The 25013-nt window shown below is 74.2% G+C and carries 22 protein-coding genes; 13 read left to right on the top strand and 9 right to left on the bottom strand.

Annotated elements, in window-relative coordinates:
• Window positions 1-121: 121 nt before the first annotated feature.
• Both AW274_RS19500 and AW274_RS19505 read left to right on the top strand, forming a co-directional pair.
• Window positions 122-595: a hypothetical protein gene (locus tag AW274_RS19500; RefSeq protein ID WP_062434181.1), complete on the top strand. Its 474-nt coding sequence runs from the start codon at window positions 122-124 to the stop codon at window positions 593-595.
• 26 nt (window positions 596-621) lie between these two features.
• The gene (locus AW274_RS19505; protein WP_232320185.1) at window positions 622-1344 is read left to right on the top strand and encodes a sulfite exporter TauE/SafE family protein; all 723 of its coding nucleotides are present in this window, start codon (window positions 622-624) and stop codon (window positions 1342-1344) included.
• Between the two features lie 54 nt (window positions 1345-1398).
• Here the strand turns inward: AW274_RS19505 and AW274_RS19510 are convergent, their stop codons facing one another.
• From AW274_RS19510 to AW274_RS19520, 3 genes are all read right to left on the bottom strand, one after another.
• Window positions 1399-2433 carry a family 2 encapsulin nanocompartment cargo protein polyprenyl transferase gene (locus AW274_RS19510; protein ID WP_062434185.1) on the bottom strand — a complete coding sequence of 345 codons (1035 nt, stop codon included), beginning with the start codon at window positions 2431-2433 and terminating at the stop codon, window positions 1399-1401.
• On the bottom strand, window positions 2430-3797 hold the full coding sequence (locus AW274_RS19515) for a family 2B encapsulin nanocompartment shell protein (RefSeq protein ID WP_062434188.1): 1368 nt from the start codon (window positions 3795-3797) through the stop codon (window positions 2430-2432). The genes AW274_RS19510 and AW274_RS19515 overlap by 4 nt, the downstream gene beginning before the upstream one ends.
• Before the next feature lie 76 nt (window positions 3798-3873).
• Window positions 3874-5250, bottom strand: coding sequence for a family 2B encapsulin nanocompartment shell protein (locus tag AW274_RS19520; RefSeq protein WP_062434191.1), 1377 nt, complete (start codon window positions 5248-5250; stop codon window positions 3874-3876).
• Window positions 5251-5516: 266 nt separating this feature from the next.
• Between AW274_RS19520 and AW274_RS19525 the strand changes: the two genes are divergently transcribed.
• The 3 genes from AW274_RS19525 (at window position 5517) to AW274_RS19535 (ending at window position 8222) form a co-directional block, all read left to right on the top strand.
• Window positions 5517-6116, top strand: a complete 600-nt coding sequence (locus tag AW274_RS19525; RefSeq protein WP_062434194.1) for a ScbR family autoregulator-binding transcription factor — start codon at window positions 5517-5519, stop codon at window positions 6114-6116.
• A 106-nt stretch (window positions 6117-6222) separates the two neighbouring features.
• Window positions 6223-6969 carry an IclR family transcriptional regulator gene (locus AW274_RS19530; RefSeq protein ID WP_062434197.1) on the top strand — a complete coding sequence of 249 codons (747 nt, stop codon included), beginning with the start codon at window positions 6223-6225 and terminating at the stop codon, window positions 6967-6969.
• A gap of 122 nt (window positions 6970-7091) precedes the next feature.
• A complete protein-coding gene (locus tag AW274_RS19535; RefSeq protein WP_157520454.1) occupies window positions 7092-8222 on the top strand; it encodes an acyl-CoA synthetase family protein in 1131 nt (376 codons plus the stop codon).
• Between the two features lie 69 nt (window positions 8223-8291).
• On the opposite strand, the gene AW274_RS19540 is transcribed toward AW274_RS19535, so the two are convergent.
• Complete coding sequence (locus AW274_RS19540; protein ID WP_063813451.1) at window positions 8292-11009, bottom strand: helix-turn-helix transcriptional regulator; 2718 nt, start codon at window positions 11007-11009, stop codon at window positions 8292-8294.
• Window positions 11010-11105: 96 nt separating this feature from the next.
• On the opposite strand from AW274_RS19540, the gene AW274_RS19545 reads away from it, so the two are divergent.
• The 7 genes from AW274_RS19545 to AW274_RS19575 all read left to right on the top strand — a co-directional run bounded on the left by AW274_RS19545 (window position 11106) and on the right by AW274_RS19575 (window position 18822).
• The gene (locus AW274_RS19545) at window positions 11106-11942 is read left to right on the top strand and encodes an ABC transporter ATP-binding protein (protein WP_232320186.1); all 837 of its coding nucleotides are present in this window, start codon (window positions 11106-11108) and stop codon (window positions 11940-11942) included.
• A complete protein-coding gene (locus tag AW274_RS19550; protein ID WP_062434203.1) occupies window positions 11939-12592 on the top strand; it encodes an ABC transporter ATP-binding protein in 654 nt (217 codons plus the stop codon). The genes AW274_RS19545 and AW274_RS19550 overlap by 4 nt, the downstream gene beginning before the upstream one ends.
• On the top strand, window positions 12589-13401 hold the full coding sequence (locus AW274_RS19555; RefSeq protein ID WP_062434206.1) for a branched-chain amino acid ABC transporter permease: 813 nt from the start codon (window positions 12589-12591) through the stop codon (window positions 13399-13401). The genes AW274_RS19550 and AW274_RS19555 overlap by 4 nt, the downstream gene beginning before the upstream one ends.
• Window positions 13398-14384: a branched-chain amino acid ABC transporter permease gene (locus AW274_RS19560; RefSeq protein WP_062434209.1), complete on the top strand. Its 987-nt coding sequence runs from the start codon at window positions 13398-13400 to the stop codon at window positions 14382-14384. The genes AW274_RS19555 and AW274_RS19560 overlap by 4 nt, the downstream gene beginning before the upstream one ends.
• A complete protein-coding gene (locus AW274_RS19565) occupies window positions 14381-15574 on the top strand; it encodes an ABC transporter substrate-binding protein (protein WP_083974493.1) in 1194 nt (397 codons plus the stop codon). The genes AW274_RS19560 and AW274_RS19565 overlap by 4 nt, the downstream gene beginning before the upstream one ends.
• An 11-nt stretch (window positions 15575-15585) precedes the next feature.
• Window positions 15586-15909, top strand: coding sequence for a hypothetical protein (locus AW274_RS19570; protein WP_062434212.1), 324 nt, complete (start codon window positions 15586-15588; stop codon window positions 15907-15909).
• 63 nt (window positions 15910-15972) lie between these two features.
• On the top strand, window positions 15973-18822 hold the full coding sequence (locus AW274_RS19575; protein WP_062434214.1) for an AAA family ATPase: 2850 nt from the start codon (window positions 15973-15975) through the stop codon (window positions 18820-18822).
• 1 nt (window position 18823) lies between these two features.
• Here AW274_RS19575 and AW274_RS19580 read toward each other — a convergent pair whose 3' ends face one another.
• Genes AW274_RS19580 through AW274_RS19600 form a run of 5 tightly spaced genes read right to left on the bottom strand, consistent with a single transcriptional unit; the run spans window position 18824 to window position 23625 of the window.
• Window positions 18824-20095, bottom strand: coding sequence for an ABC transporter substrate-binding protein (locus tag AW274_RS19580; protein ID WP_062434217.1), 1272 nt, complete (start codon window positions 20093-20095; stop codon window positions 18824-18826).
• Complete coding sequence (locus AW274_RS19585; protein WP_062434220.1) at window positions 20085-21179, bottom strand: branched-chain amino acid ABC transporter permease; 1095 nt, start codon at window positions 21177-21179, stop codon at window positions 20085-20087. Before AW274_RS19585 ends, AW274_RS19580 begins: the two co-directional genes overlap by 11 nt.
• Complete coding sequence (locus AW274_RS19590; RefSeq protein ID WP_062434224.1) at window positions 21172-22062, bottom strand: branched-chain amino acid ABC transporter permease; 891 nt, start codon at window positions 22060-22062, stop codon at window positions 21172-21174. The genes AW274_RS19585 and AW274_RS19590 overlap by 8 nt, the downstream gene beginning before the upstream one ends.
• Window positions 22059-22826, bottom strand: a complete 768-nt coding sequence (locus AW274_RS19595; protein WP_157520457.1) for an ABC transporter ATP-binding protein — start codon at window positions 22824-22826, stop codon at window positions 22059-22061. The genes AW274_RS19590 and AW274_RS19595 overlap by 4 nt, the downstream gene beginning before the upstream one ends.
• A gap of 28 nt (window positions 22827-22854) precedes the next feature.
• Entirely contained in the window at window positions 22855-23625 is a 771-nt protein-coding gene (locus AW274_RS19600; protein ID WP_062434230.1) for an ABC transporter ATP-binding protein, read from the bottom strand.
• A gap of 188 nt (window positions 23626-23813) precedes the next feature.
• Here AW274_RS19600 and AW274_RS19605 point away from each other — a divergent pair, with 188 nt between their 5' ends.
• Window positions 23814-25013, top strand: a complete 1200-nt coding sequence (locus AW274_RS19605) for an RsbRD N-terminal domain-containing protein (RefSeq protein WP_062434233.1) — start codon at window positions 23814-23816, stop codon at window positions 25011-25013.

Genomic DNA, 25013 nt, shown 5'->3' on the forward strand with positions numbered 1-25013 from the left:
TCTCCGTCGAGGAGGTTGTCCAGGACGTCCATACGGGCCTCCCTTGCCAGACAGGACGCCCCAGTGGTCACTTCGGTTCACCGGTTTGAACCACTCCCGTCCACCCCGCGTATCCCCGGGCGTGCTGACTGTTTCGCGCCATGCCGCCTTCGCCGCCGCCGCTCTGGCCGTCGTGTCGCTGTCCGCCTGTTCGGGCGGCGCACCATCGGCCGAGGGCGCCTACCAGGTGTCCGACCCGGCTCCGGCCGCGGCCGCCGCCCCCGTCCAGGCCGGGCCCGCACCCACCGTCGAGGAACTCGCCGAGAAGGTCGGGTGCGACGTCAAGATCCAGGTCGACGCCGAGGAGCTGCGCACCGGCGCCTGCTCGACGAAGGCCGGGGACTTCTTCGTGAACACCTTCGCCACCGAGAAGGGCAAGGACGCCTGGATGGACCAGGCGCCGGAGTACAACCCCCATCTCGTGGGACGGCTCTGGACCGTGCTCGGGACCCGGGAGACCCTCGACAAGCTGCGCCCCGATCTGGGCGGCGACCTGCACCTCAGCGACCACCGGGTGACCCCGAAGGCGGTGCCGTCGACCCCGGCCGCGTACTGAGACGATCTTGTGATTGAGTTCGGTGCGTGGAGATCCTCGTCCTTGCCCTGGTGGGTGTCGCGACGGGGATCGTGAGCACGGTCGTGTCGCTCGCGTCGATCGTCTCCTACCCGGCTCTGCTCGCCTTCGGGCTGCCGCCGCTGGCGGCCAACGTCACGAACACGGTGTCGCTGACGTTCACCGGGGTCGGGTCGGCCGCCGCGTCGCGGCCGGAGCTCAAGGGACAGGGGCCCCTGGTCCTGCGCCTGTGCGCGGTGACCGCGCTCGGCGGCGCCACCGGCGCCGCGCTCCTGCTGCTCACCCCGCCCAGAGCCTTCGAACTGGTCGCGCCCGTGCTGGTCGCGGGCGCGTCGCTGGTGCTGCTGCGGGCCCCCCGATCCGCGGCCCTGCGCGGGTGGGCGTTCTATCTGGGCGTGTACGCCGTCGCGATCTACACCGGCTACTTCGGCGCGGCCGGCGGGGTGATCATGTTCGCCATCCTGACGGCGGCCCTCGACCAGATCCCGGCCCGCGTCAACGCCGTGAAGAACGTGATCGCGATGTCCTCCAACGGGGTGGCCGCCCTCGGCTTCGCCCTGTTCGGGCCGGTGCGCTGGGACGTGGTCGTGCCGCTGTCGATCGGCATGGTCGCCGGCGGCTGGATCGGCCCGCTGATCGCCCGCCGGCTGCCCGGCCAGTCGCTCCGGGTGCTGACCGCCGTGGCGGGGCTGATCGTCGCGGTCAAGCTCGCGCTCGACACGTACACCTAGAGGACCTAGGGGAGCGGTGCCGGGCGTCCTCGACGCCGCCCGGCACCGCCGTCTCTAGAGGGTGCGCCGGGCCATCAGCGTCGACAACGCCGTCAGCTCGGCCGCCGGACGGGCCGCGCAGCCCGCCTCCGCCAGGTGGACGGGCGCCCGCGCCAGCAGCGCGTCGGCGGTCTCCCGGCACCAGTCGCGGCCCCCGGCCCGCTCCACCAGGTCGGCGGCCCTGGCCAGCTCGGCCTCCGACGACACCGTGCCCGACCGGTAGATCGCGGCCAGCTCCGCGGCCTCCCCGGTCGCGGAGGTGAGCGCGGCCACCACCGGCAGCGACTTCTTGCGGTTGGCCAGGTCGGAGAACACCGGCTTGCCGGTCACCTCCGGGTCGCCCCAGATGCCCAGCAGGTCGTCGGCCAGTTGGAAGGCCAGCCCCAGCTCGGCGCCGAACGTGCGCAGGTGCTCGATCGCCCGCGCGTCGGCTCCCCCGTAGAGGGCGCCCAGCGCGCAGGCGCACGCGATCAGCGCGCCGGTCTTCGACCCGGCCATCCGGATGCACTCGGGCAGCGTCACGTCGGCCCGGTCTTCGAACCCGACGTCGGCGCTCTGCCCGTCGAGCAGGTCGAGCACCGTGGCGTTCAGCAGCCGCGCCCCCTCGTGGGCCAGCGGATGGCCGCTGTCGGCCAGGCGGGCGAACGCCAGCGACACCAGCGCGTCACCGGCCAGGATCGCCTGGCTCACCCCGAACACCCGCCACGCCGTGGGCCGGTGCCGCCGGGTGGCGTCGCCGTCCATCACGTCGTCGTGCAGCAGCGAGAAGTCGTGGACGAGCTCGACCGCCACCGCGGCCGGCAGCGCCCCCTCGGCCGTACCGCCCACCGCCTCGGCGGCCAGCAGCGCCAGCGCCGGGCGCACCGACTTGCCCGCGCCGGTGGTGATCGGGCGGCCCCGTTCGTCCCACCAGCCCATGTGGTAGCCGGAGATGTGCCGCATCGAGGCCGGCAGGGTGTCGGCCGCCGCCCGGATCGCCGGCTGCACCAGGTCGCGGCTCCAGGCGAGCACCTCCGCGACGTCGCGAGCCCCCGTCTCGGTCGTCGTCATCGATGGCCGAGTTCCACGTTCTCCAGGACGCCGAGCGCGTCCGGGATCAGGATCGCGGCCGAGTAGTAGGCGCTGACCAGATAGTTGATCACCGCCCGGTCGTCGATGCCCATGAACCGCACGTTGAGCCCCGGCTGGTATTCGTCGGGGATGCCGGTCTGGTGCAGGCCGACCACGCCCTGGTTGTCCTCGCCGAGCCGCATCGCCATGATCGAGGTGGTCCGGGCCTCGCTGATGGGCAGCTTGTTGCACGGCAGGATCGGCACCCCCCGCCAGGCGGTCAGGCGCACCCCCTCGACCTCCACGTTCGTCGGGTAGACGCCGCGCTTGGTGCACTCGCGGCCGAACGCGGCGATGGCCTGCGGGTGGGCCACGAAGTACTGCGTCTTGCGGCGGCGGCAGAGCAGGTCGTCCATGTCGTCGGGGGTGGGCGGGCCCGACCGCGACTGGAGCCGCTGCTTCAGGTCGGCGTTGGCGAGCAGGCCGAACTCGCGGTTGTTGACGATCTCGTGTTCCTGGCGTTCGCGCAGCGCCTCGATGGTGAGGCGGAGCTGCTGCTCGATCTGGTCCATCGGGTCGTTGTAGAGGTCGGCGACGCGCGAGTGGACCCGCAGCACGGTCTGGGCGACGCTCAGCTCGTACTCGCGGGGCGAGGTCTCGTAGTCGACGAAGGTGCCGGGCAGCGCCGCCTCGCCGTGGTGGCCCGCCGCGAGTGCGATCTCCGCCTGCCCGTGCCGGTCCTGCGGCCGTTCGGGACTGCTCCGGTACGCCTCCACATGGGCCCGCAGCGTCTCGAACCGGTCGGCCAGTTCCTCGAACGCGCGCCGGCCCAGCGTCAGCACCGTGCCCGCCGTCGTGGCCTTCACGGTGAAGTCCCACGTGCCGGGGGCGAGCAGGGCGTGATCGCCGACGTGGTCGCCGTCGCCGAGGAGGCCGAGCGCGGTCTCGCCCCCGTAGGCGCCGGTGCCGACCTTGGTGAGCTTGCCGTGGGCGACCAGGATGACCTCGTCGGCCTGGTCGCCCTCCCCGGCGATGACGTCGCCGGCGGCGAAGTCGCGCTGGGAGAACCGCCCCGCGAGGGCCTCGAGGGCCTCGGGGTCGTCGAATCCGCGGAGGAGGGGGAGTTCGGTGAGCTCGGCCGGGATGACCCGGACCTGGCCCGACTGGACGGTGAAGGTGACCCGGCCGTCGCCGACCGCGTAGGACAGGCGCCGGTTGACCCGGTAGGCGCCACCGGAGACCTCGACCCAGGGCAGCACCTTCAGCAGCCACCGGCTGCTGATGCCCTGCATCTGGGGGACGGTCTTGGTGGTGGTGGCCAGTTTCCTGGCTGCCGCCGTGCCCAGGCTCAGTTGATCGTTCACGGCACTCCCTTACTGGTGGGAAACGAAAAGGGCGGCCCGGGAATTCACGCGTGGGCCGCCCTGGGGGAACCTTTTTCTAATGACCGACTTCGACGTTCTCCAGAATTCCGAGGGCGTCGGGGACGAGGATCGCGGCCGAATAGTAGGCGCTCACCAGATATTTGATGATGGCCTTCTCGTCGATGCCCATGAAGCGCACCGAGAGGCTCGGCTGGTATTCGTCGGGGATGCCGACCTGGTGGAGGCCGACCACCCCCTGCTTCTCCTCGCCGAGCCGCATCACGATCATCGAGGAGGTGCGGGTGTCGGTCACCGGGATCTTGTTGCAGGGCAGGATCGGCACCCCGCGCCACGACGGGAAGTGGTGCCCCCCGACGTCGACGCTGGTCGGGTAGACCCCGCGGGCGCTGCACTCCCGCCCGAAGGCGGCGATGGCCAGCGGGTGGGCCAGGATGTACGACGGCTCCCGCCACACCAGCGACAGCAGCTCGTCGACGTCGTCGGGGGTCGGCGGGCCCGACCGGGTGTGGGTGCGCTGCTTGAGGTCGGCGTTGGCGAGCAGGCCGAACTCGCGGTTGTTGACGATCTCGTGTTCCTGGCGTTCGCGCAGCGCCTCGATGGTGAGCCGGAGCTGCTGCTCGATCTGGTCCATCGGGTCGTTGTAGAGGTCGGCGACCCGGGAGTGCACCCGCAGTACGGTCTGGGCGACGCTCAGCTCGTACTCGCGCGGCGAGGTCTCGTAGTCGACGAAGGTGCCGGGCAGCGAGGGCTCGCCGTGGTGGCCGGAGGAGACCTCGATGGCGGCCTCGCCGTATTCGTCCTGCGGGCGGCCCGAGCCGGCCTGGTAGGACTCGACGTGGGCGCGGAGCGTGTCGGACTGGTCGACGAGCCGCTCGAACTCGCTGCGGGGGAGGGTCAGCACGGTGCCGGCGGTGGTGGCCTTGACCGTGTAGTCCCAGGTGCCGGAGGCCAGCAGGGTCTGGTCGCCGATGTGGTCGCCGTCGGCCAGCAGGCCCAGGGCGACCTGGTCGCCGTAGGGGCCGGTGCCGATCTTGGTCAGCTTGCCGTGGGCCACCAGGATCACCTGGTCGGCGGGCTGGCCCGCCTCCACGATGACGTCGCCGGCGGAGAAGTCGCGCTGGGTGAAGCGTTCGGACAGGGTGGTCAGGGTGTCGGGGTCGTCGAATCCGCGGAGCAGGGGCAACTCGGTGAGCTCGGCCGGGATGACCCGGACCTGGCCCGACTGGACGGTGAAGGTGACCCGGCCGTCGCCGACGGCGTAGGACAGGCGGCGGTTGACGCGGTAGGCGCCGCCGGAGACCTGGACCCAGGGCAGCACCTTCAGCAGCCACCGGCTGCTGATGCCCTGCATCTGGGGGACGGTTTTCGTGGTGGTGGCCAGTTTCCTGGCCGCCGCCGTGCCCAGGCTCAATTGCTCGTTCTCAACGGTCAACTCGACTCCTGTTCCTGCGGCGAAGCGAAAACAATTCAGGGGGCCCGCGCGAGAAACCTCATTGGGCTGGCCGAACGGATCAATAATGCAGGGGCGATCTTCGGAGTGTCAATTACGAGTTTGCATTCGAATGACTCGACCACAAAACACCGAAATAGCGCGTGATTCTCCGTAGTGGGTTCGTTACCCGTTTTGGTAGATTGTTCCCGTGTTAACCTCTGAAAGGGCCGCGTCTGTGGGGTCGGGGCCCGTAGGAGGCGAGGGCCGTGCAGCAGCGTGCACTGGCGACCCGTGAACGGCTGCTCCGCGCGGCCGCCGAGATCTTCGCGGCCAACGGGTACGCCGGGACCAGCCTGACCGAGATCCACGAGCGGGCCGGGGTGACCAAGGGCGCGATCTACTTCCACTACCCGAACAAGGAGTCGGTGGCCGAGGCGATCGTCGAGCGGCAGCTCGAACGCTGGCCCGCCCTGGTCAAGAGGTTCTGCAACGAGGAGTCCGACCCGGTCGTGGTGGTGGTCGCGCTGACCTTCGCCATCACCCGGGCGTTCCGCGACGAACCGGTCATGCGCGCGGGGGCGCGGCTGGCCCTCGACCGCAACGTGGGCGCGTGGGAGGCCGCGTTCACCCAGGTGCTCCAGCCGGCCGAGCGGGCCGGGGAGCTCGCCGAGGGCGTCACCGCCGAGAAGGCGGCGCGGGTCGTCGTCAGCTCGTTCTTCGGGGTCTTCCAGGTCAGCGACACGCTCGGCCGGGCCGACACCGAAGACCGGTTGCGCGAGATGTGGCGCGTCGTGCTGTTCGGCGTCCAGGCCGAACCCTCGCCGCGGAGCACCGTCCGGCGGGCCGAGGCGCTCGCCCTCACCTGAGCGACAGGTTCTGCTGTCCCCCCTTCAGTTCGCCCCGAGTCGGCCCTATAAAAATACATTCCGGTCGGTTTTTTTCGGGGACGTCTAACGCGCTGAAGGGACCGTCATGGAACGGATCGGCACGCTGGCCAAGGCCATGATCGTGCTGCGCACTCTGGCCACGTCGCCGGAGCCGGTCAGCCTCACCACCCTGGCACGCCAGGTCCAGATGCCCAAGTCGACGGTCCACCGGCTGCTGGCCGCCCTGGAGGCCGACGACCTGGTGGGCCGTACCGGAGCCGACTATCGCGTTGCCGCCACGCTGCGGACCTACGCGCAGCCCGACCGGGTGCGCCACTTCCAGTGGCTGCGCCGGATGGCCACGCCCCACCTGCTGGAGCTCTACGAGAACACCCGGCAGATCGTCTCGATCGCGGTGCTGACCGACCGCCAGGCCGAGTACGTGATGACCCTCTACCCGCGCACCCACACCAAGGCGTTGTGGCGGACCGCCGAGCTCGCCCCCGCCCACTGCACGGCGGCCGGGAAGGTGCTGCTGGCCTACCAGGGCGGCCCGCCCGACCTGCGCGTCCCGCTGCGCCGTCACACCGACCGCACCATCACCGACCCGGGCGTGCTCGACCGCCAACTGGCCGTGGTGCGCCGCCGGGGGGTGGCGTGGTGCGTGGAGGAGTACGTCCAGGGGCTCAGCGCCATCGCGGTACCGGTGCTGGGGGTGCCCAACTTCGGGGTGGTGGCGGTGGGGGTGTCCGGCCCGGTCAAGGTCCTGCAGGCCGGCCCGGCCGAGGCGGCGGTGCGGCGGGCGGGCCACGAGCTCGCGGTCACGCTGCGGACGGCCCGGCTCGCCGGATGAACCGCCCTCGGCTTATGGCCCATTTGTTCCAATATTTGGAACATGTCGTGGCGGCGCGGAAAAGCCCGGACTTACGCTCTCGGTCCGAGAGCACGCCCCCCTCTCCGACCGAGGAGCGCCCCATGCCTCCACAGCGGACCTGCGCAGCGATCACCCGCCCCCGGCTCCTGTCCGGGCTCGCCCCCGATGCGCCGCGCGGCCGGGCATCCGCGCGGCCGGGCGGGCCCGGCCAGGACGGTCCCGCGCCCGACGCGCGCGACACCCGGGTGATCGACGCGCGGACCGACGAGATCCTCTACGGGCCCGCGCTGCGGCGGGCCGTCCAGCGGGCCGCGCTGCGGCTGGCGCGGCTGCCCCGCGGGCTGCTGATGCTGGCCGCGCCGGCGACCGCCGAGGTGATCGTCACCTACCTGGCCGCGCTGCGCGCGGGGCGGCCGGTCGCGCCGGTCGACCCCCGGCTCGTCCGTTCCCGCGCGGGCGACCTGGTGACCCGGTTCGCGCCGGCCGCCCTGCTCGGGGCGCCGGGGGCGCCGCCGCCCGGATACCGCGCCGACGGGCGGGCGTGGGTGCGCACGGACCCCGGCGCCCCGGTCCACCCCGACCTGGCGGTGGTGCTCCTCGACGGGCCCGGCGGGATGCGACTGTCCCGCCGGGCCGTGCAGGCCGAGGGGGAGGCGGTGGCGCGGGCGCTGCGCATCCGCTCCGGCGAGGCCGCGCTGACCAGCCCGCCGCTGTTCACCGGCGCGGGGCTGGCGCTGCTCAACGCCCACCTCGCCGCCGGGGCGGCCGTCGTCGCCGCCGAGGGCTCGGTCGCGGGCGCGGAGTTCTGGGCCGCCGCCGAACGGTGGGCGTGCGGGTCGTTCGCCGCCTCCCCGCGCGTGTTCGCGCTGCTGCACCGGCTCGGCTGGGCCCCGGTCAGGCACCGGTCCCTGCGCACGCTCACCATGGTCGGCGGCGCGCCGCCCGAGGGCTTCGCCTCCCTGCTGTACGGGGTCGCCGCCACCCCGCCCGGCCAGGCCCGCCCCGGCTCGGTGGGCCCGGCGCTGCCCGGCGGGCGGTTGTCGGTCGTGCGCGGCGAGGTCGTCTACGAGGGCGACACCGTCGGCATGGGCCCGGCCCGGTCGGCCCGCGACCTGGCCAGGGGCGACGACCTGCGCGGGGTGCTGCGCACGGGGGAACGCGGCCGGCTCGACGCCGACGGCTTCCTCCACCTGGCCCGCGACCACCACTACGTCCTGGACGCGGGCGCCTGAGCGGACGGCCCGTGCGCGCAGGAGGAGCCCCCCACCCGCTCCCCGTCTTGGTCGCCGCGCGCGGGCCGTTCAGGACAGCAGCCGCACCAGGTCGACCCGCGACCGGATGTCGAGCTTGGCGAAGATGTTGCGCAGGTGGTGCTCGACCGTCCGGGGGCTCAGGTAGAGCTGGGCGGCGACCTCCCGGTTCGTCGCGCCGTCGGCGACCATGCGGGCGATCTGGAACTGCTGGGCGGTCAGCTCCTCGGCCGCCTTCGGCCGGGCCGTCGGCACCGACTCGCCGGCCGCGCGCAGTTCGCTGCGGGCCTGGTCGATCCAGAGGCGGGCCCCATAACGCTCGAAGGTGTCGAGGGCGCTGTAGAGGTGCTCCCTGGCGGCGCCCGGACGGCGGTCGCGGCGCAGGGCGGAGCCGTACAGCAACTCGGTTCTGGCCGTCTCGAACTCGGAGAAGCCCTGATGATGCAGGTCGAGGGCGGCGCGGAACAGGTCGTCGGCCTCGCCCGGCGGGGCGAGCAGGGCGCGGCAGCGCACGGCGAGGGCCCGCCGGTCGGGGCTGGCCGTGCTGTCGGCCCAGCGTTCGAAGACGCGCAGGGCGCGGGCGGCCTGGTCGCGCTCGCCGGTCCGGGCGGCGGCCTCGACGAAGTGCGGGGTCGCGGTGACCTGCACGACCAGATGGGTGTTGCGCACGTCGGCCCGCGCGGTCGGCCGCAGCCGCTGCACCGCCGCCGCCGGGCGGCCCGAGGCCAGGTCGATCTGGGCCAGCGCCCAGTTGCCGAGCGCCCCGGCGACGCTCACGCCGTGGGCCCCGGCCAGTTCGATCGCGGCGCGGGCCCGGGTCTGCACGGTCTCCTCGTCGCCCTGGACGGCCGCCATCATCGACAACCAGCCGAGGTGCTGCCCGGCGCTGCCGCGCTGACCGGTCTCCCGCGCCAGCCGCAGGCCCTCCGAGGCGTTGGCGGCGGCCGAGGCGAACCGGCCGAGCCAGAACTCGCTGTTGATGGCGAACTCCAGCACCTGCGGCACGGTCGCCACCGCGCCCAGCGCGCGGGCCGTTTCGACGGCGCGGGTGGAGAGCCGGAACGCCTGCGCGTCGTCGCCCAGCATCAGGCTCGACACGGCCGCCCACACCAGCACCGACGGGCTGTGCACGTGCGGCGCGAGCTCGACCACCCGGCGCAGCGGGCCGGCCGCCTCGCCGTGGCGGCCGCGGAAGGAGGCGGCCATGCCGGTCAGGTACTCGAACATGAGCCGGATCGCGGGCGGGTCGTCGGCGCGCCGCAGCGTCAGGGCGTCGCGGGCGATGGCGACGAACCGCTGGTGGTCGCCGGCCAGGTAGCTGGCCTCGGCGGCGCGCACCAGCGCCCGGACCGCCATCGTGCGGTCGCGGTCGAGCAGGGACGAGGCGACCGCGAGGAGTTCGTCGCGGGCGAAGCTGGTCTCGCCGCCGCGCAGCTCCAGCCGCGCGTGGATGCTCTCGGCCTGCTGCCGCAGCTCGGCCGAGATCGCGCCGCTGCGCAGCCGGTCGAGCAGGGCGTGCGCGCGGTGGGGGCGGCCTTCGAGGCGGGCGTACTGGGCGGCGGCGGCCAGCCGGGCCGCCGTGGTGTCGCCGCGGGTGCTCAGCTCGGCGGCCCGTTCGTAGGCCAGCGACAACTCCGGGAACGGGCAGGGCGAGCCGGTCGCGGTGGCGGCGGCGTCGAGTTCGTCGGCCAGGTCGTCGGGCGGCGCGTCGAGGGCGGCGGCCCGGTGCCAGGCCCGCCGCAGGCGGTGGTGGGCCAGCGCCCCGGCGAGCGCCCGGTGGGCGGCGCGGCGGGCCAGCAGCGACGCGCCGTGGTAGACCACCGGCCCGGCCGCCGGGTCGCGGAACCGGAACCGGTCGCCGCCGACCTCGACGATCCCGGCGCGCTCGGCCGCCTCCAGCGCGGTGAACGCGTCGCCGTCGAACGCCCGCACCAGCGTGGCCGTGTCGAGGCGCGGATCGGCGGCCAGCAGGAGCAGCAGGTCCCGCGTCGGGCCGGGCAGGTCCTCGATCTGTCCCGTGTACGCCCGCCACAACCGCCCCTCGCGCGGCAGCGTCGCCGGAGGGGCGGCCGTCCCGGCGAGCTGCTCGGGCGTGAGGGCGGCGGCCAGTTCGGTGAGCGCCAGCGGGTTGCCGCGGGCGATCTGGTCGAGCGCGGCCCGCAGGTCGTCGGGCAGCCCGCCGGGCACCAGGTCGTCGGTGAGCTCCCGGGCGGCCCGTTCGCCGAGGTTGTCGAGCTGCCTGACCGGCACCGCCCCGGCCCACACGTCGGAGCGGGCGGCGGCGGCCAGCGCGACGGGTTCACCGGCCAGGCGCCGGGCGGTGAACAGCAGGGCCTCGCGGCTGGGCGCGTCGAGGTGGTGCAGGTCGTCCACGACCGCGAGCACCGGACGGTCGGCGGCCACCAGCGACAGCAGCGTGAGCACGGCGGCCGGCACGACCAGGCGGCCCGTCGGCACCCCCAGGTCGAGGGCCTCGGTCAGCGCCTCGCCCTGCGCCTTCGGCAGCGCCGCCAGCCGGTCGCGCAGCGGGCGCAGCAGGCCGTGCAGCCCGGCGTAGGGCAGGTCGCGCTCGCACGCCACCCCGCGCGCGTGCAGCACCAGCAGGTCGGGCGCCCCGGCGGCGCACAGGTCGAGCAGCGCCGACTTGCCCGTTCCCGCCGCGCCGACGAGAAGGAGGGCGCCGCCCGACCCGGCCCGCGCGCCGGCCGGCACCGCCCGCAGCGCTGCCAGGTCGGCCTCACGGCCCCGCAGGGGATGGGCTGCTGACATCTCCTCAGTGTCACGGCCGCCTCACATCGCTGAAAGAGGGATATGAGGGAAAAGTCGTGACACCTTTCGTCACCTGCGGCGCACAGGGCAAGACTGGTGATTTCACCGATGCGCGACCGGGCCGCCGCTGCCGAGACTCTGCACCGTTCCGTCGGCACGCGACAAGGCGGCGACAAGGCGATGGTGCCCATGCTGGAGATCGGCCGGCTGACCGTGCGCTTCGGCGGGGTCACCGCCCTCGACGCGGTCGGCCTGGTGGCCGGCCCGGGCGAGGTGGTGGGCCTGATCGGCCCCAACGGCGCGGGCAAGAGCACCCTGTTCGACTGCGTGACGCGCCGCCGCGACCCCGACGACGGCGTCATCCGCGTCGCCGGCCAGGACGTGCTGGCCCGCCCGCCGCACGCCGTGGCCGGTTCCGGCGTCGCCCGGACCTTCCAGCACCCGGCCGTCTTCCCCGGGTTGTCGGTCCGGGAGAACGTCATGACGGGCGCGCACCGGTTCGGGGCCGAGGGGTTCTGGCGGGCCGCGTTCGCCCGCGACGGCGAACGGCGGCTGCGCGCGCACGCCGACCGGGTGCTCGACCGGTTCGGCCTGCTCGGCCTGGGCGACCACCCGGCCGCCGGACTGCCCTACGGGGTGCTGAAACGGGTGGAGATCGCCCGCGCGGTCGCCGCCGAGCCCCGGCTGCTGCTGCTCGACGAACCGGCCGGCGGGCTCGGCCCGGAGGAGGCGCTGGCCCTGTCGGGCCTGATCAGGGACCTGCACCGGGCCACCGGCCTGACGGTCGTGGTGGTCGAGCACCACATGGAGTTCGTGCTGGGCCTGTGCGGGCGCATCGTCTGCCTCGACCTCGGCCACAAGATCGCCGACGGGCCGACGCACGTGGTGCGCCGCGACCCGGCCGTGATCGCGGCCTGCCTGGGGGCACGATGAGCGGCCTGGAGGTCGGCGGGCTGCGCGCCGGATACGGGGCCGTGCGGGTGCTGCACGGCGTCGACCTGGTGGCGGGGGAGCGGGAGGTCGTCGTCGTGCTCGGGCCCAACGGGGCCGGGAAGACGACGCTGCTGCGGGCGCTGTCGGGGCTGGTGGCGGCCCGGGGTGTGGTCAGGGTCGGCGGCACGCCGGTCCTCGGGCTCGCCCCCGAGGAGATCGCGCGCCGGGGAGTCGGGCACGTGACGGAGGAACGCGGCGTGTTCAAGCCGCTGACCGTCGAGGAGAACCTGCGGGCCGGGGCGTTCGCGCGGCCGTGGCCGCGCCGGGGCGTCGACGACGACCTCGCGCGCGTGTTCACCTACTTCCCGGTGCTCCAGGCGCACCTGCGCCAGCCCGCCGGCACCCTCAGCGGCGGCGAGCAGGGCCTGCTCGCGATCGGGCGGGCGCTGATGGGACGGCCGAAGGTGCTGCTGCTCGACGAGCCGTCGCGCGGCCTGTCTCCCGGGCTGACCGGCCGGCTGTTCCAGACGCTCGCGGCCGTCGCGGGGCGCGAGGGCGCAACGATCGTGGTCGCTGAGCAGCACGCGCGGGCCGCCTCCCTGGTCGCGCACCGCGTGCACACCCTCGACGGCGGGCGGCTGGCCGCATGATCGGGCAGGTCGTCCACGGGCTCGGGTCCGGCGCGGTCTACGCGGCGCTCGCGCTGGCGCTGGTGCTCGTCCACCGGTTCACCGGCGTGGTCAACTTCGCGCAGGGCGAGCTCGCGATGGTGTCGGCCTACGTGGCGTGGCAGCTCGTCGAGGCCGGGTTGTCCTACTGGGTGGCGTTGCCGCTCACCATGGTCGTCGCGTTCGCCGCGGGCGCGCTGGCGCAGCGGCTCGTCATGCGGCGGGCCGGCGACGCGGCGCTGATCATGACGATCGGCCTGTACGTCCTCGTCCACGCCCTGGCCGCGCAGATCTGGACCTCGGCGCTGCGCGCCTTCCCCGACCCCTTCCCCGGCGGGCCGCTCGGGGTCGCCGGCCCGCTGGCCGTGGTGGGGGCCGTGCTCGCGCTGCTCTACCTGGTGATCCGGCACAGCGGCGCGGGGCTGACGCTGCGCGCGGTCGCCGCCGACCCCCGGGCGGCCCGCCTGGCGGGCATCCGCGTCGGCCGGGTGCACGCCCTCGGCTGGGGGCTGGCCGCCGTCGCGGGGGCGGCGTCGGGCGTGCTGGTCGCGCCGGTGGTGTTCCTGGAGCCGGGCATGATGGGCGACGCCCTGGTCTCGGCGCTGGCCGCCGCGGCGGTCGGCGGGTTCGCCAACCCCGTCGCGGCCGTCGCGGGCGGGCTGCTGATCGGGGTGGCCGAGACGCTGGCCGGCACCTACCTGTGGGCCGACCTGCGCGTGGTGGTGCCGCTCGCGGTCCTGCTGGCGCTGCCGGCGGTCCGCGCCGCCGGGCTCACCCGGGTGCGGGCATGACGGCGGAACCGCGCACGGGCACCGGGCACCGCCGCCCGGCCGTCGGGCAGTACGCGGGCGACCGGCGGCGGGCCTGGCCCTACCCCCGGACCGCGCTCGCCATGGCCGCCGCCGCTGCCGCGGCGGTGCCGTTCCTGGTGCCGCCCTATCCGCTGTACCGGGTGACGCTCGTGCTGGTCTACGTCGTGGCGCTGCTCGGGCTCGACCTGGTGACCGGGCACGGCGGGCTGATCTCGCTGGGCCACGGCGCGTTCTTCGGCGTGGGCGCCTACACCGCCGCGATCCTGCTCGCCGCCGGGGCGCCCTACCCGGTCACGCTCCCGGCGGCCGGGCTGGTCGCCTACGGGCTCGGGCACGCCTTCGGACGCCCGGCGGTCCGGCTGAGCGGGCTCTACCTGGCGGTCGTGACGTTCGCGGTGGCGGTGGCCGTACCGCCGCTGATCAGGCGGCTGGCCCCGGGCGGCGCGATGGGGCTGCCGGCGCGCACCCCGGGCGCGCCCTCCTTCACCGGCCTCGACGACGACCAGTGGGTCTACCTGCTCGTGCTCGCCGTCACGGCGGCCGCGTTCGCGCTGACGCGGGTGGTGATCCGGTCGACCGCCGGGCGGGCGCTGGCCGCGCTGCGCGCCGACGCGGGCGCGGCCGAGCTCCTCGGGATCCGGCCCCCGGCCACCCGGGCGCACGCCTTCGCCTGGTCGGCCCTGTACGCGGGCGTGGCCGGCTGCCTGTTCACCTGGACGACCGGCTTCGTCGCCCCCGAGTCGTTCACCGTCACGTTGTCGATCACCCTGCTGGCCGGGCTCGTCATCGGCGGCCTCGGCACCGTGCCGGGCGCGGTGATCGGCGCGGTCGTGGTGGCCTTCCTGCCCGCGCCGGGCCTGGTCTCCGGCCTGGCCCTGATCGTCGTGCTGGCGGTCGCGCCCCACGGGGTGACCGGGCTGGCGCGGCGGCTGCCATCGTTCCTCGGGAAGGACCGCGCGTGAGACGGCTCGCCCTCGTGGCCCTGCTGCTGGTGTCCGCCTGCCGGGTGACCTCGGCCGAGGTGGTCGTCGGCGGCCCGCCCGCGTGCGCCGGGCAGCACGCCGACGGGCTCACGCCCACGACGGTGCGGGTGGGCGGCGTCTACCCGCTGTCGGGCCCGGCCTCGGCCTACGGCGCGGTCGCGCAGGGGGCGGCGGCCTACTTCGCCTGGGCGAACGCGCGCGGCGGCGTGGCCGGACGCCAGGTCGAGTTCCTGGTCCGCGACGACGGCTACCAGCCCGCCCGCGCGGTCGAGGAGGCGCGGCGGCTGGTCGACTCCGACCGGGTCTTCGCGCTGTTCCAGACGCTCGGCACCCCGTCGACGGCCGCCGTGCGCGCCTACGCCGACCGGCGCGGGGTGCCGCAGCCGTTCGTCGCCTCCGGCGCCTCCGATTGGGGCGACGCCGCCCACCCGTGGACGATCGGCTTCCAGCCCACCTACGCCGCCGAGGCCCGCGTCTACGCCCGCCACCTGCTCCGCACCCGCCCGCACGCCACGGTCGCGGTGCTCTACCAGAACGACGACTTCGGCCGCGAACTCCTGACCGCCTTCGAGGACGCCGTCGCCGGGACGGGCGTCCAGGTGGTGGCCCGGCGCGGCTACGAGGTGATGGACGCCGACGTCCAGGCCCAGATGGCGGGCCTGGCCGCATCGGGGGCCGGGGTCTTCCTCAACGTCGGCACGCCCAAGTTCGCCGCCCAGGCCCTGGCCGCCGACGCCGCGATGACGACGTGGAACCCGCTCCACCTGCTCAACGGCGTCGCCAACACGCCCTCGCTGGTCGCCGGGGTCGGCCCGGCGGCGCTGCGCGGCGTGCTGACGACCGGCTTCTACAAGGACCCGGTCGCCTGGGAGGACGACCCCGACGTGCGGACCTTCGCCGCCGCCGTCCGGCGGCACGTCCCGGACGCCGACCCGGCGAGCTCGCAGGTGATGTTCGGCTGGACGTCGGCGGCGGCCTTCGCGGCGGCGCTGGAACGGATGGAGTGCCCGTCGCGGGAGGGCCTGATGGCGGCCGCCCGCGACCTGCGCGACGTCGAGATCGGCACCCTGCTGCCGGGCATCACGGTCTCGACCGGCCCCGGCGACCCCTACCCCGTGGAGGACCTGCGGGTGTTCCGGTTCGGCGACTCGGGGTGGGAAGCGGTTTAATCGGGTTTGCGATGTCTCACATTCACGTTGACCGTAAAACCCTGGAGGCGGGCGCGGTCTACCGCAACCTGCTCGTGTCGTCGACCGGCCTGACCCCCGACGAGCCGACGACCGTGACGACCGGCTGCGGGATCGAGGCGCCCTACGCGCTGACGTCGGTCCGGCCCGAGAGCGTGACGTGCCTGCCCTGCCGCGAGCACGCCGCCGCCGAGCACCTGCGCTACGCCGACCAGGTGGAGCGCCTGAGCCGGATGACCGGATCGGTCCTCGCCCCCGCCGACGCCGACCGGGCCGCCGCGTGGGCGCGCGACACGGCCCGGAAGTTCGCGAACTGAGCCGCGCAGCCCGGCGGTTTCATGGTGATCATGTGATGATCAGCGGCGATTCGGGGAGACGCGGTGGTTGACCGGTTGTTGTTCGACGTCGGCGACGACGCCGCTTTCGCCTGCCCGCCCGACCCGCCCGACCTCCGGTGGTACCTGGAGGACTACCGGCGGGTCCCCTACGGCGTGGGCGCGGCCCGGGGCGCCGAGGTCGCCGCCGGGCTCGCGGCGTGGGGCGAGGCGCTGTTCGCCGCCCTCTTTGCCGACGACGACCGGCGGGCGGCGTACGAGGCGGCGCGGGACTCCGGCGGCCCGGTCGAGCTGGTGATCCGGGGGCCCGCCGACGACGTGCCGTGGGAGCTGCTGCGCGACCCCGAGCGCGGCCGGTATCTGGTCCTCGACCAGGTCGGCGTGGTGCGCGCCGCACCCGGGACCGAACCCGGCGAACCGGTCGCGGCGCCCGGCGAGCGGCTGCGCGTGCTCGCCGTGTTGTCGCGGGGCGACCAGGCGATCGTCACCCGCCCGCTGCTGGAGCGGCTCGGCGGCGACGTCGACCTCGTCGTGCTGCGCCCGCCCACCGTGGCCCGGCTCCGCGAGGCCGCCGAGGGGTTTCACGTCGTGCACTTCGACGGCGGCGGCCTGCCCGGACCGGCCGGCGAGGTCGCCGGCGCGCTCGCGGCCGCCGACGTGCCGCTCGTGGTCGCCAACGCCTGCCCGCCCGAGGCCGCCGCCGCGCTGGCCGAGGTCGCCGGGTCGGTGGTGGCGCTGCCCCACCGCCTCGACGCGGCCGCCGCCGCCGACTTCCTGTCCTGCCTGTACGGCCGCCTCATCGCCGGCGACACCGTCACCGCCGCCGTGACGGCCGGCCGCGAACGCCTGGCCGAACGGCCCGACCGCCCGAGCCTGCGGGGCCCGCTGCGCCTCGACGACTGGCTGGTCCCCGTCCACCACCTGCGCCGCGACACGCGCTTCCCCGACCTGCTCGACCCCAAGAGCGACCCCGCCGCCGGCCGGGAGACGTTCGTCGGTCGCGACGACCTGTTCCACGCGCTCGAAGAGCACCTCCACGACCGCCGGGCCGCCGTGCTGCACGGGCCTCCGGGGATCGGGAAGACCGCGCTGGCCGAGGCGTTCGGCCGCTGGTGGGCCCGCACCGGCGGGGCCGAGCCCGGCGGCGTGGTCCGGCACGCCGCCGCCGGCCCCGATGCGGTCGTCGCCGCCCTCGGCCTGCCCCACCTGGGCGCCGAGTTCGCCCGCGCGGGTCGTGAGCGGCGCCGCGCGATGGTGCGCGAGCTCCTCGCCGAACGGCGGCTGCTGCTGATCCTCGACGGCCTCGACACCCTCGGCGACGCCTTCGACGACGACGGGCCCGCCGCGCTGCGCGACCTGGTGGCCGACGTCGCCGGGTCGGCGTGCGGCGCGGTGCTGGTCACCAGCCGCACCCCGGAGACCCGGCTCGGCGACCTGCCCCGGATCGAGGTGGCCGGGCTGGGCTCCGAGGACGCCACCGGCTACGCCGACCGGCTGCTCGCCCCGCTCCCCGGCGCGGCGGCGCGCCGCCAGCGGTGGCTCTTCTCCGACCTGATGGCGGCCCTGGCCGGGCACCCCCTCGCCATGCGGCTCACCCTGCCCCGGCTGGCCGACACCGATCCCGAGGAGCTGCTCGACGCCCTCCGCCACCGGGGGCTCGGCCGCGACCTGCTCGGCGCGGGCGTGCACCACGCCCTCACCTACCTGTCGGCCGACGAGCGGCGGCGGCTGGGCGCCGCGGCCCTGTTCCCCGGCGTGGTGATCACCGACGTGCTGGCCGTGTTGTCGCGGTTCTGGTCGGCCCCCGACGCCTTCCGCGGCCTCGGCCCGGCGGCCTGGCGCGCCGAACTCGACCGCGCCGTCGGGACCGGGCTGCTCACCCGGGTGCGCGTCAGCACCGAGACCGCCCAGGGCCTGGGCACCGGCCCGGCGATGGCGATGGCCCTCGGCATGTACGCCGTCCACCCCGCCCTGCGCCCCTACCTGGTCGAGGAGTGGCGGGCCGCGGGTCAGCGCACGTTCGACCAGGAGTACGCCACCACCCGGTTCGCCCTCCTGGAGTCGGCCGCCGAGTTCGCCGAACGGCTGCACCGGCAGCTCGCCGAGGGCGACGCCGAACTGGCCGACCGGGTGCTGGGCGTCCAGTACGACAGCCTGGCCGGGGTGTTCGGCGCGGCCCTCGACGGCCGCCAGTGGGGCACCGCGCAGCGCATCGCGACGGTGCTCGCCACCCGCTGGTCGGGCGACCTCGACGAGGACGCGCGGCGGTGGACCGCCCGGGGCCGCCGCGCCCTGGAGTTCGCCGGCGGCATCGCCCCGGCCCTCGACGGCCCCGCCGGGGAGTTGTGGTTCTTCCTGGTGGCCGGCGACGCCGAGCGCCACCTCGCCACCGGCCGCCTGGAGGACGCGGGCCGCGCCTACCGCGACCTGCTCGCCGCCCTGCCGCAGCGGCCCCCCGGCGCGCAGCTGGCCGCCGTCCAGCACCAGCTCGGGCGGGTGGCCGAGGAGCGGGAGGACTGGGACGACGCCGAGGAGTGGTACACGACCGCCCTGGCCACCGGCGAGGAGATCGACTACCGGCCCGTGACGGCCGGCAGCTGCCACGGCCTCGGCCGGGTGGCCTTCGAACGCGGGCGGCTCGACGAGGCCGACCGCTGGTTCCGCCGGTCGCTGGACGCCAACGGGCGTCTCGGCGACCGGCGGATGACGACCGCCACCTGCCGCCAGCTGGTCCGCGTCGCCGTGGCGCGGGGCGACGCGGACGCCGCGATCGACTGGCTCGTGCGCTGCGTCGCCCCGGCCGGGCCGGGCGAGATCGCCGGCCGGTGGCGGGAGATCACCGGCGAGCCCGTCCCGCCGCTGATCCGCGACCTGGTCGAGGAGGAGGGCGGCTGACCTACGCGGGCGGCGGGACCTGGTACTCCTTGGCCAGGTCGGAGATCGCGTGCTCCTTGAAGATCACCGACCCGCCGATCGCGGCCTTGTCGGGCTTCACGATGTACGTCGACAACGACGCCGGCTTGTCGTAGACCGAGAAGTCCTGCGGGGTGCCGCCGAAGCCGCCGTCCCAGGCCGTCTGGGTCCGGTGGGCCTTGATGATGCCTTCCCTGCTCAGGTCCTTGGCCGCGCAGGCGGCCTTGAGGGTGTCGCCGATGATGACGGCCTGCGTGTATCCCGAGGCCACGCCGCTGTCGAGGGGCTGGCCGGGGAACTTGGCCTCGTAGTCCTTGATGAGCTTCTCGTACACGGGGAGCGGGGCCGAGATCGGCGCCCCGGCCGTGGCCACGTAGTAGTCCTTGAGCAGCGCGGGCGCGGCGGGCGTCTCGAGGAGCAGCGGGCTGTAGGCCGAGTTGCTGCCGACGAAGGGCACGTCGAGGCCCGAGGCGAGCGCCACGCCGACCAGCGAGGCGGCCTGGCGGGGGCCGACCGAGACCAGGATCGCGTTCACGCCGGCCTTCTTGAACGCGGTCGCCTGCGCGGTCATGTCCTGGTCGGTGGCCTTGATCTTCTGCTCGACCAGTTCGAGGCCGACCTTCTGCGAGGCGAACTTCGAGCCGTTGAGCGCGCTCTCGCCGTAGTCGCCCTCGAAGTACAGGTGCCCGATCTTGTCGCCCGGCTTGAGGCCCTTCTCCTTCGTCAGGAAGTCGACCGCGTTGATCATGTCGACGTCGTAGGTGGTGCCGGTGACCTGGATCGCGTCGCTGCCGAGCAGGCTGGTCGCCCACGCGTTCGGCAGCGTGAGGATCTTGTCGGCGGTGATCTTCTCCTTCAGCGCCGTCACCATCGGCGAGCCGATGAACTGCGGGATCGCGGCGGTGCGCGGCGCGACCTCCGCGTAGGCCGCCATCGCCTTCTGGACGTCGTACCCGTGGTCGCGGACCACCGTCTCGATGGTGCGCCCGCAGATGCCCCCGGCGGTGTTGAGCTGCTCGAAGTACATCTGCTGGGCCTGCGTGACGCTCTTGCCGAGCGAGGCGTAGGGCCCGGTCAGGTCGGTCAGCAGGCTCAGCGTGATGGTGGTCTCGGTGACGCCCGCGCCGGTCTTCACGCCGTCGCCGCCCGTCGCGGTGGCCGGGGCCGCCCCGCCGGTGGCCTTGTCGCTGGCGCAGGCCGACACGGCGAGCGCCAGGGCCGCGATGACGACCGCGGCCTTCCTGTCAGGGGACATGCGGACTCCTGGTTTCTGGTGAGGGGGAGGAGAGGGGCAGCCGCAGGCGCGGCGGTCTCAGGCGGATCTTCCTGATCAGCCCGAGGAGGCCGCCCGGCAGGAAGAGCACGACCGTCACGACGGCCGCGCCGTAGAGGATGCGGGCGGCCTCGGCCGGGGAGACGCCCCCCGGCGTCCCCGGGGCGGCCACCAGCGGGATCGAGTCGCTGTACTTGGTGAGCAGCTGCGGCAGCAGGGAGACGAACAGCGCGCCGAGGACCGCGCCGCCGACCGAGCCCAGCCCGCCGATGACGATCATGGCCAGGTAGTCGAGCGACAGCAGCACGCCGAAGTACTCGGGCACGGTCCGCTGGAAGACCAGGGCGAGCAGGACGCCGGCGAGGCCGCCGTACATGCTGGAGAGCACGAAGACCCCGGCCCGGTAGCGCGCGACCGGCACCCCCATCACGCCGGCCGCGATCTCGTGGTCGCGGATGGTGTTCATGGCCCGGCCGGGACGGCCCTTCAGCACGCCCCGCGCGAAGACCATCGACAGCGCCACCAGCGCCAGGCCCAGGAACCACAGGCGCTCCAGCGTCCCGAAGGGCACCTGGAGCACGATCAGCTCCGGGGTGTCGCCGAACGAGAAGCCGAACAGGTCGAGCTCCGGCACCGCCCGGCCGTTGAAGCCGCCGGTCAGGTGCTCGGCGTTGAACAGCACGTGCTGGCCGCCGAAGATCAGCGCGAACGTGGCGATGCCCAGGTACGCCCCCTTCAGCCGCCCCGCGATGGGACTGAACAGCCCGCCCGCGACGCCCGCGACGACGACCGCGAGCACCGCCGCCAGCCCGGTCGGCAGGCCCAGCCCGCCCAGCCGGGCGGTGGGCTCGGCCGAGAAGAAGACGTACGCGTAGGCCCCCACCGCGAGGAAGAACGCGTGCCCCATCGACAACTGGCCCGTGGCCCCGGTCAGCAGGTTGATGCCGATCGCGCCGATGGCCGCCGACATCGCGAACAGCCCGGTCTGCAGCCAGAACCCGTCGAGGTAGAACGGCACCAGGAAGAGCACCGCCGTGAGGCCGGTCCAGGCGAGGTACCTATACACGGGCCAGCTCCTTCGTCCCGAACAGCCCGGCGGGCCGGATGAGCAGGATGACGAGCATCACCAGGAACGGCGCCACGTCGCCGATGCCGCGGCCGAGGAAGGCCATGTCGTTCTGGTAGCCGCTCATCATCGACTCGGTCACGCCGATGATCAGGCCGCCGACCAGCGCCCCCGTGGTCGAGTCGAGCCCGCCGAGGATCGCGGCCGGGAACGCCTTCAGCGCGACCAGCGAGGTGCTGCGGTCGAGGCCGGGGGTGGGGAAGACGCACAGGAACAGCGCGGCCACCGCCGCCAGGCCGCCCGCCACCGCCCACGCGCTCATCGACACCCGGCCGAGCCGCACCCCCATCAGCGCGGCCGTCTCGGCGTCCTCGGCGGCGGCGCGCATCGCGACGCCCCAGCCGGTGTACTTGAACGCCAGCAGGAACGCGGTGATCAGCGCCGCCGCCGTCACCAGCGCCACGATCCGGGTCTCGGCCAGGGTCACCCCGCCGAACCGCACCACCTGGCTGCCCCAGGGGTCGCCCATGGCCAGCACGTCGGTGCCGATCTGCCGGGTCAGCTCGGTCGTGATCACGATGTCGACGCCGATCGTGACGATCGCGAGCACGCTGTGGGAGGCGACGTTTGCCCGCCGGATCACCAGGAACTCGATGGCCGCCGCGACCAGCGCCGCCGCCGCGACGCCGATCAGCAGCGCCGCCCAGAAGCCCACCAGCGGCCACAACCGGGCGATCAGGTAGCCGCCCGCGAGCAGCAGCGAGGCGTGCGCGAAGTTCACCACCTCGGTCGCCTTGAAGATGACGACGAAGCCGAGCGCGATGAGCGCGTACACGGCCCCGATGGAGATCCCGTTGACGAGCAGCTCCACGAACGTGGTCACGTGCCCTCCGTCCCGAGGTAGGCGCCGATGACGGCGGGGTCGGCCTGCACCTCGGCGGGGGTGCCGTCGGCGATGCGCCGGCCGAAGTCCAGGACGGTGACCCGGTCGGCCAGCCGCATGACCATGCCCATGTCGTGCTCGACCAGCACGATCGAGATGCCGAGGCTGTCGCGCACCGAGAGGATGAGCTCGGCCATCTCCTGGCGTTCGCCGCTGTTCATCCCGGCCACCGGTTCGTCGAGCAGCAGCAGCCGGGGCTCCATGCACAGGGCGCGGGCCAGCTCCACCCGCTTCTGCACGCCGTAGGGCAGCAGCCCGACCGGGAACGCGAGCTTGCCGGTCAGCCCGACGAACTCGGCGATCTCGGCCACCCGCGCGGTGTGCCGCCGCTGCTCGCGCCGGGCGTTCGGCAGCCGCAGCCCGGCCGAGACGAACCCCGACGAGGTGAGCCGGTGGCGGCCCAGCATGAGGTTGTCGTGGACGGGCAGCCGGGGCGACAACGCGATGTTCTGGAACGTGCGGGCCACGCCCAGCGCCGCGATGCGGTGCGGCCTCAGCGTGGTGAGCTCGGCGTCGCCGAACCTGACCGAGCCGGAGGTCGCCTTGTAGACGCCCGACAACACGTTGAAGCAGGTCGACTTGCCGGCCCCGTTGGGCCCGATGACGGCGTGCACGGTCCCCGGCGCCACGGTGAAGCTGACGGCGTCGAGGGCGGTGAGCCCGGCGAACCGGACGGTCACGTCGCGGACTTCGAGCGGTTCCATACCGTCCGGTTGGTATGCCGTCGTCATACTACGACCACCTCGACAGGGTGCGCGTCTCGAGCGCGCCCTCCACGGCGTCGCCGATGCCGAGGTAGCGGCGGCGCACCTCGTCGCTCTCCCTGAGCTCGGCGGCGGTCCCTTCGAGGACCACCTCGCCGACCTCCAGGACGTAGGCGTGCGAGGCCAGCGACAGGGCCATCGCCACGTTCTGCTCCACGAGCAGGACCGAGGTGCCCAAACTGTTGATCTCCTTGATCGTCTCGGTGATGCGGGCGGCCGTCAGCGGGGCCAGCCCGAGAGTGGGTTCGTCGAGCAGCAGCGTCGTCGGCCCGGCCATCAGCGCCCGCCCGATGGCGAGCATCTGCTGCTCGCCGCCCGACAGCAGCCCGGCCCGCTGCCGCGCGCGCTCCTTCAGCACGGGGAAGAGCTCGGTCACCTGGTCGTGCGCCGTGGCGTAGTCGCGGCGCGTGCGGCCCAGGCCGCCCGCGCGCAGGTTCTCCTCCACGGTCATCCGGGCGAACACCCGGCGTCCCTCGGGCACCTGCACGACCCCGCGGCCCACCACCGAGGCGGCGTCGAGCCCGGTCAGTCGCTGCCCGCCCAGGGTCACGACGCCCTGGCAGCCGCCCCGGTGGAAGCGGAGCGTGCCGGAGATCGCCCGGAGCAGGGTGGACTTGCCCGCGCCGTTCGCCCCGAGCACGGCGACGATCGACCCGGACGGCACCCGCATGGACACCCCCCGCAGCGCCCGCACCGGCCCGTAGCCCACCACCAGATCGCTGACAGCGAGATCGGCCATGACGTGTTTCCTCCATGAGCGTCGGTGCTGCACACCAAACCCCGCGCTCGCACGGCCGTCCAGAGCACACGGTGAAGTCGCGACCCCTGCCCACTCATGACGCGACCCGGTTGTGCAACCGCACAACGGCGTGTCACGAAACGAAACCGAACCTTGTTCCGGAACGGGGCTGGTGGCAGTTTGGGGAGATGCGCTCCCTGACGCAGTCCAACCACGACGCGGAGGTCCGTGAGCTGCTGCGCGGCGCGGCCGGGGCCCTGCTGGCCCGGCTCCCCGAGCTGACCGACGAGCTGGTGACGCGGGTCCGCGGCGGCGACGAGGCCTACTGCACGTTCGTGCCCGCCGACGACCACTGGCAGAGCACCCGCGAGGGCCTGCGCATCGGCATCACCACGATGCTCCAGGACCGGCACGAACGCCGCGACCTCCCTTTCACCGAGTCGATGGCCCGCCGCCGCGCCGAGCAGGGCCTCCCGGTCGACTCCCTGATGCGCATGTACCGGCTGGCCGCGCAGGTGATGTGGTCGGCCATCGTCGACTACGTCGAACGCGAGCAGCCCGAGCGCATCGGCGTGCTGGTCAGGGTGGCCACCCACGTGTGGCACGCCATCGACCGGCAGGCGCTGGTCGCCGGCAACACCTACCGCAGAAGGGAGCAGGAGCTGCTCGGCCGCAACCACGAACGCGTGAACGCGCTGCTGGACGCCCTCCTCGACGGCACCGCCGACGCCGGCGTCGTGCGCGGCGCCTCGGCCGCCCTCGACCTGCCCGAACGGGCCCGCTTCGCGGTCGTGACGGTGCGCTTCCCGATCCGCCACGACCACGAGGGCACGCGGCTGCCCGACAAGATCGGCCAGATGCGCTTCATGTGGCGCATGCGGACCGGTCACGAGGTCGGCGTGGTCGCCCTGGGCGACGCCTCGCTCGACGACCTGACCGAGGCGCTGCGCCTGGTCGTCAGCGGCGTGGCCGGGGTGAGCCCGGTGGTGGAGAGCCTGGTCGACCTCGGCGACGCCCACCGCCTGGCCGAGCTCGCCATGCGCACCTGCGCCGACGCCGGCCCCGAGATCGCCCGCCTCGACCAGCGGCTCGCCACCGTGCTGGTCATCTGCCAGCCCGAGTTGTCGGGCCACCTGGTCGGGGGAGTGCTGGGGCCGCTGCTGGCGCTGGAGGGCGCCGACCGCGACGTGCTGCTGACGACGCTGGAGACCTGGTTGCTCTGCGAGGGCTCGGCCGCCCGCGCGGCCGGGCGCCTCTACTGCCACCGCAACACGATCATCAACCGGATCCGCCGCGTCGAGCAGCTCACCGGCCGCTCGTTGTCGCGTCCGCGCGACATCGTCGACCTCACCCTCGCCTTGGACGCCGTGCGCCTCTTACCCCTCTGA

This window comes from Herbidospora daliensis, assembly GCF_001570585.1.
GTDB lineage: Bacteria > Actinomycetota > Actinomycetes > Streptosporangiales > Streptosporangiaceae > Herbidospora > Herbidospora daliensis.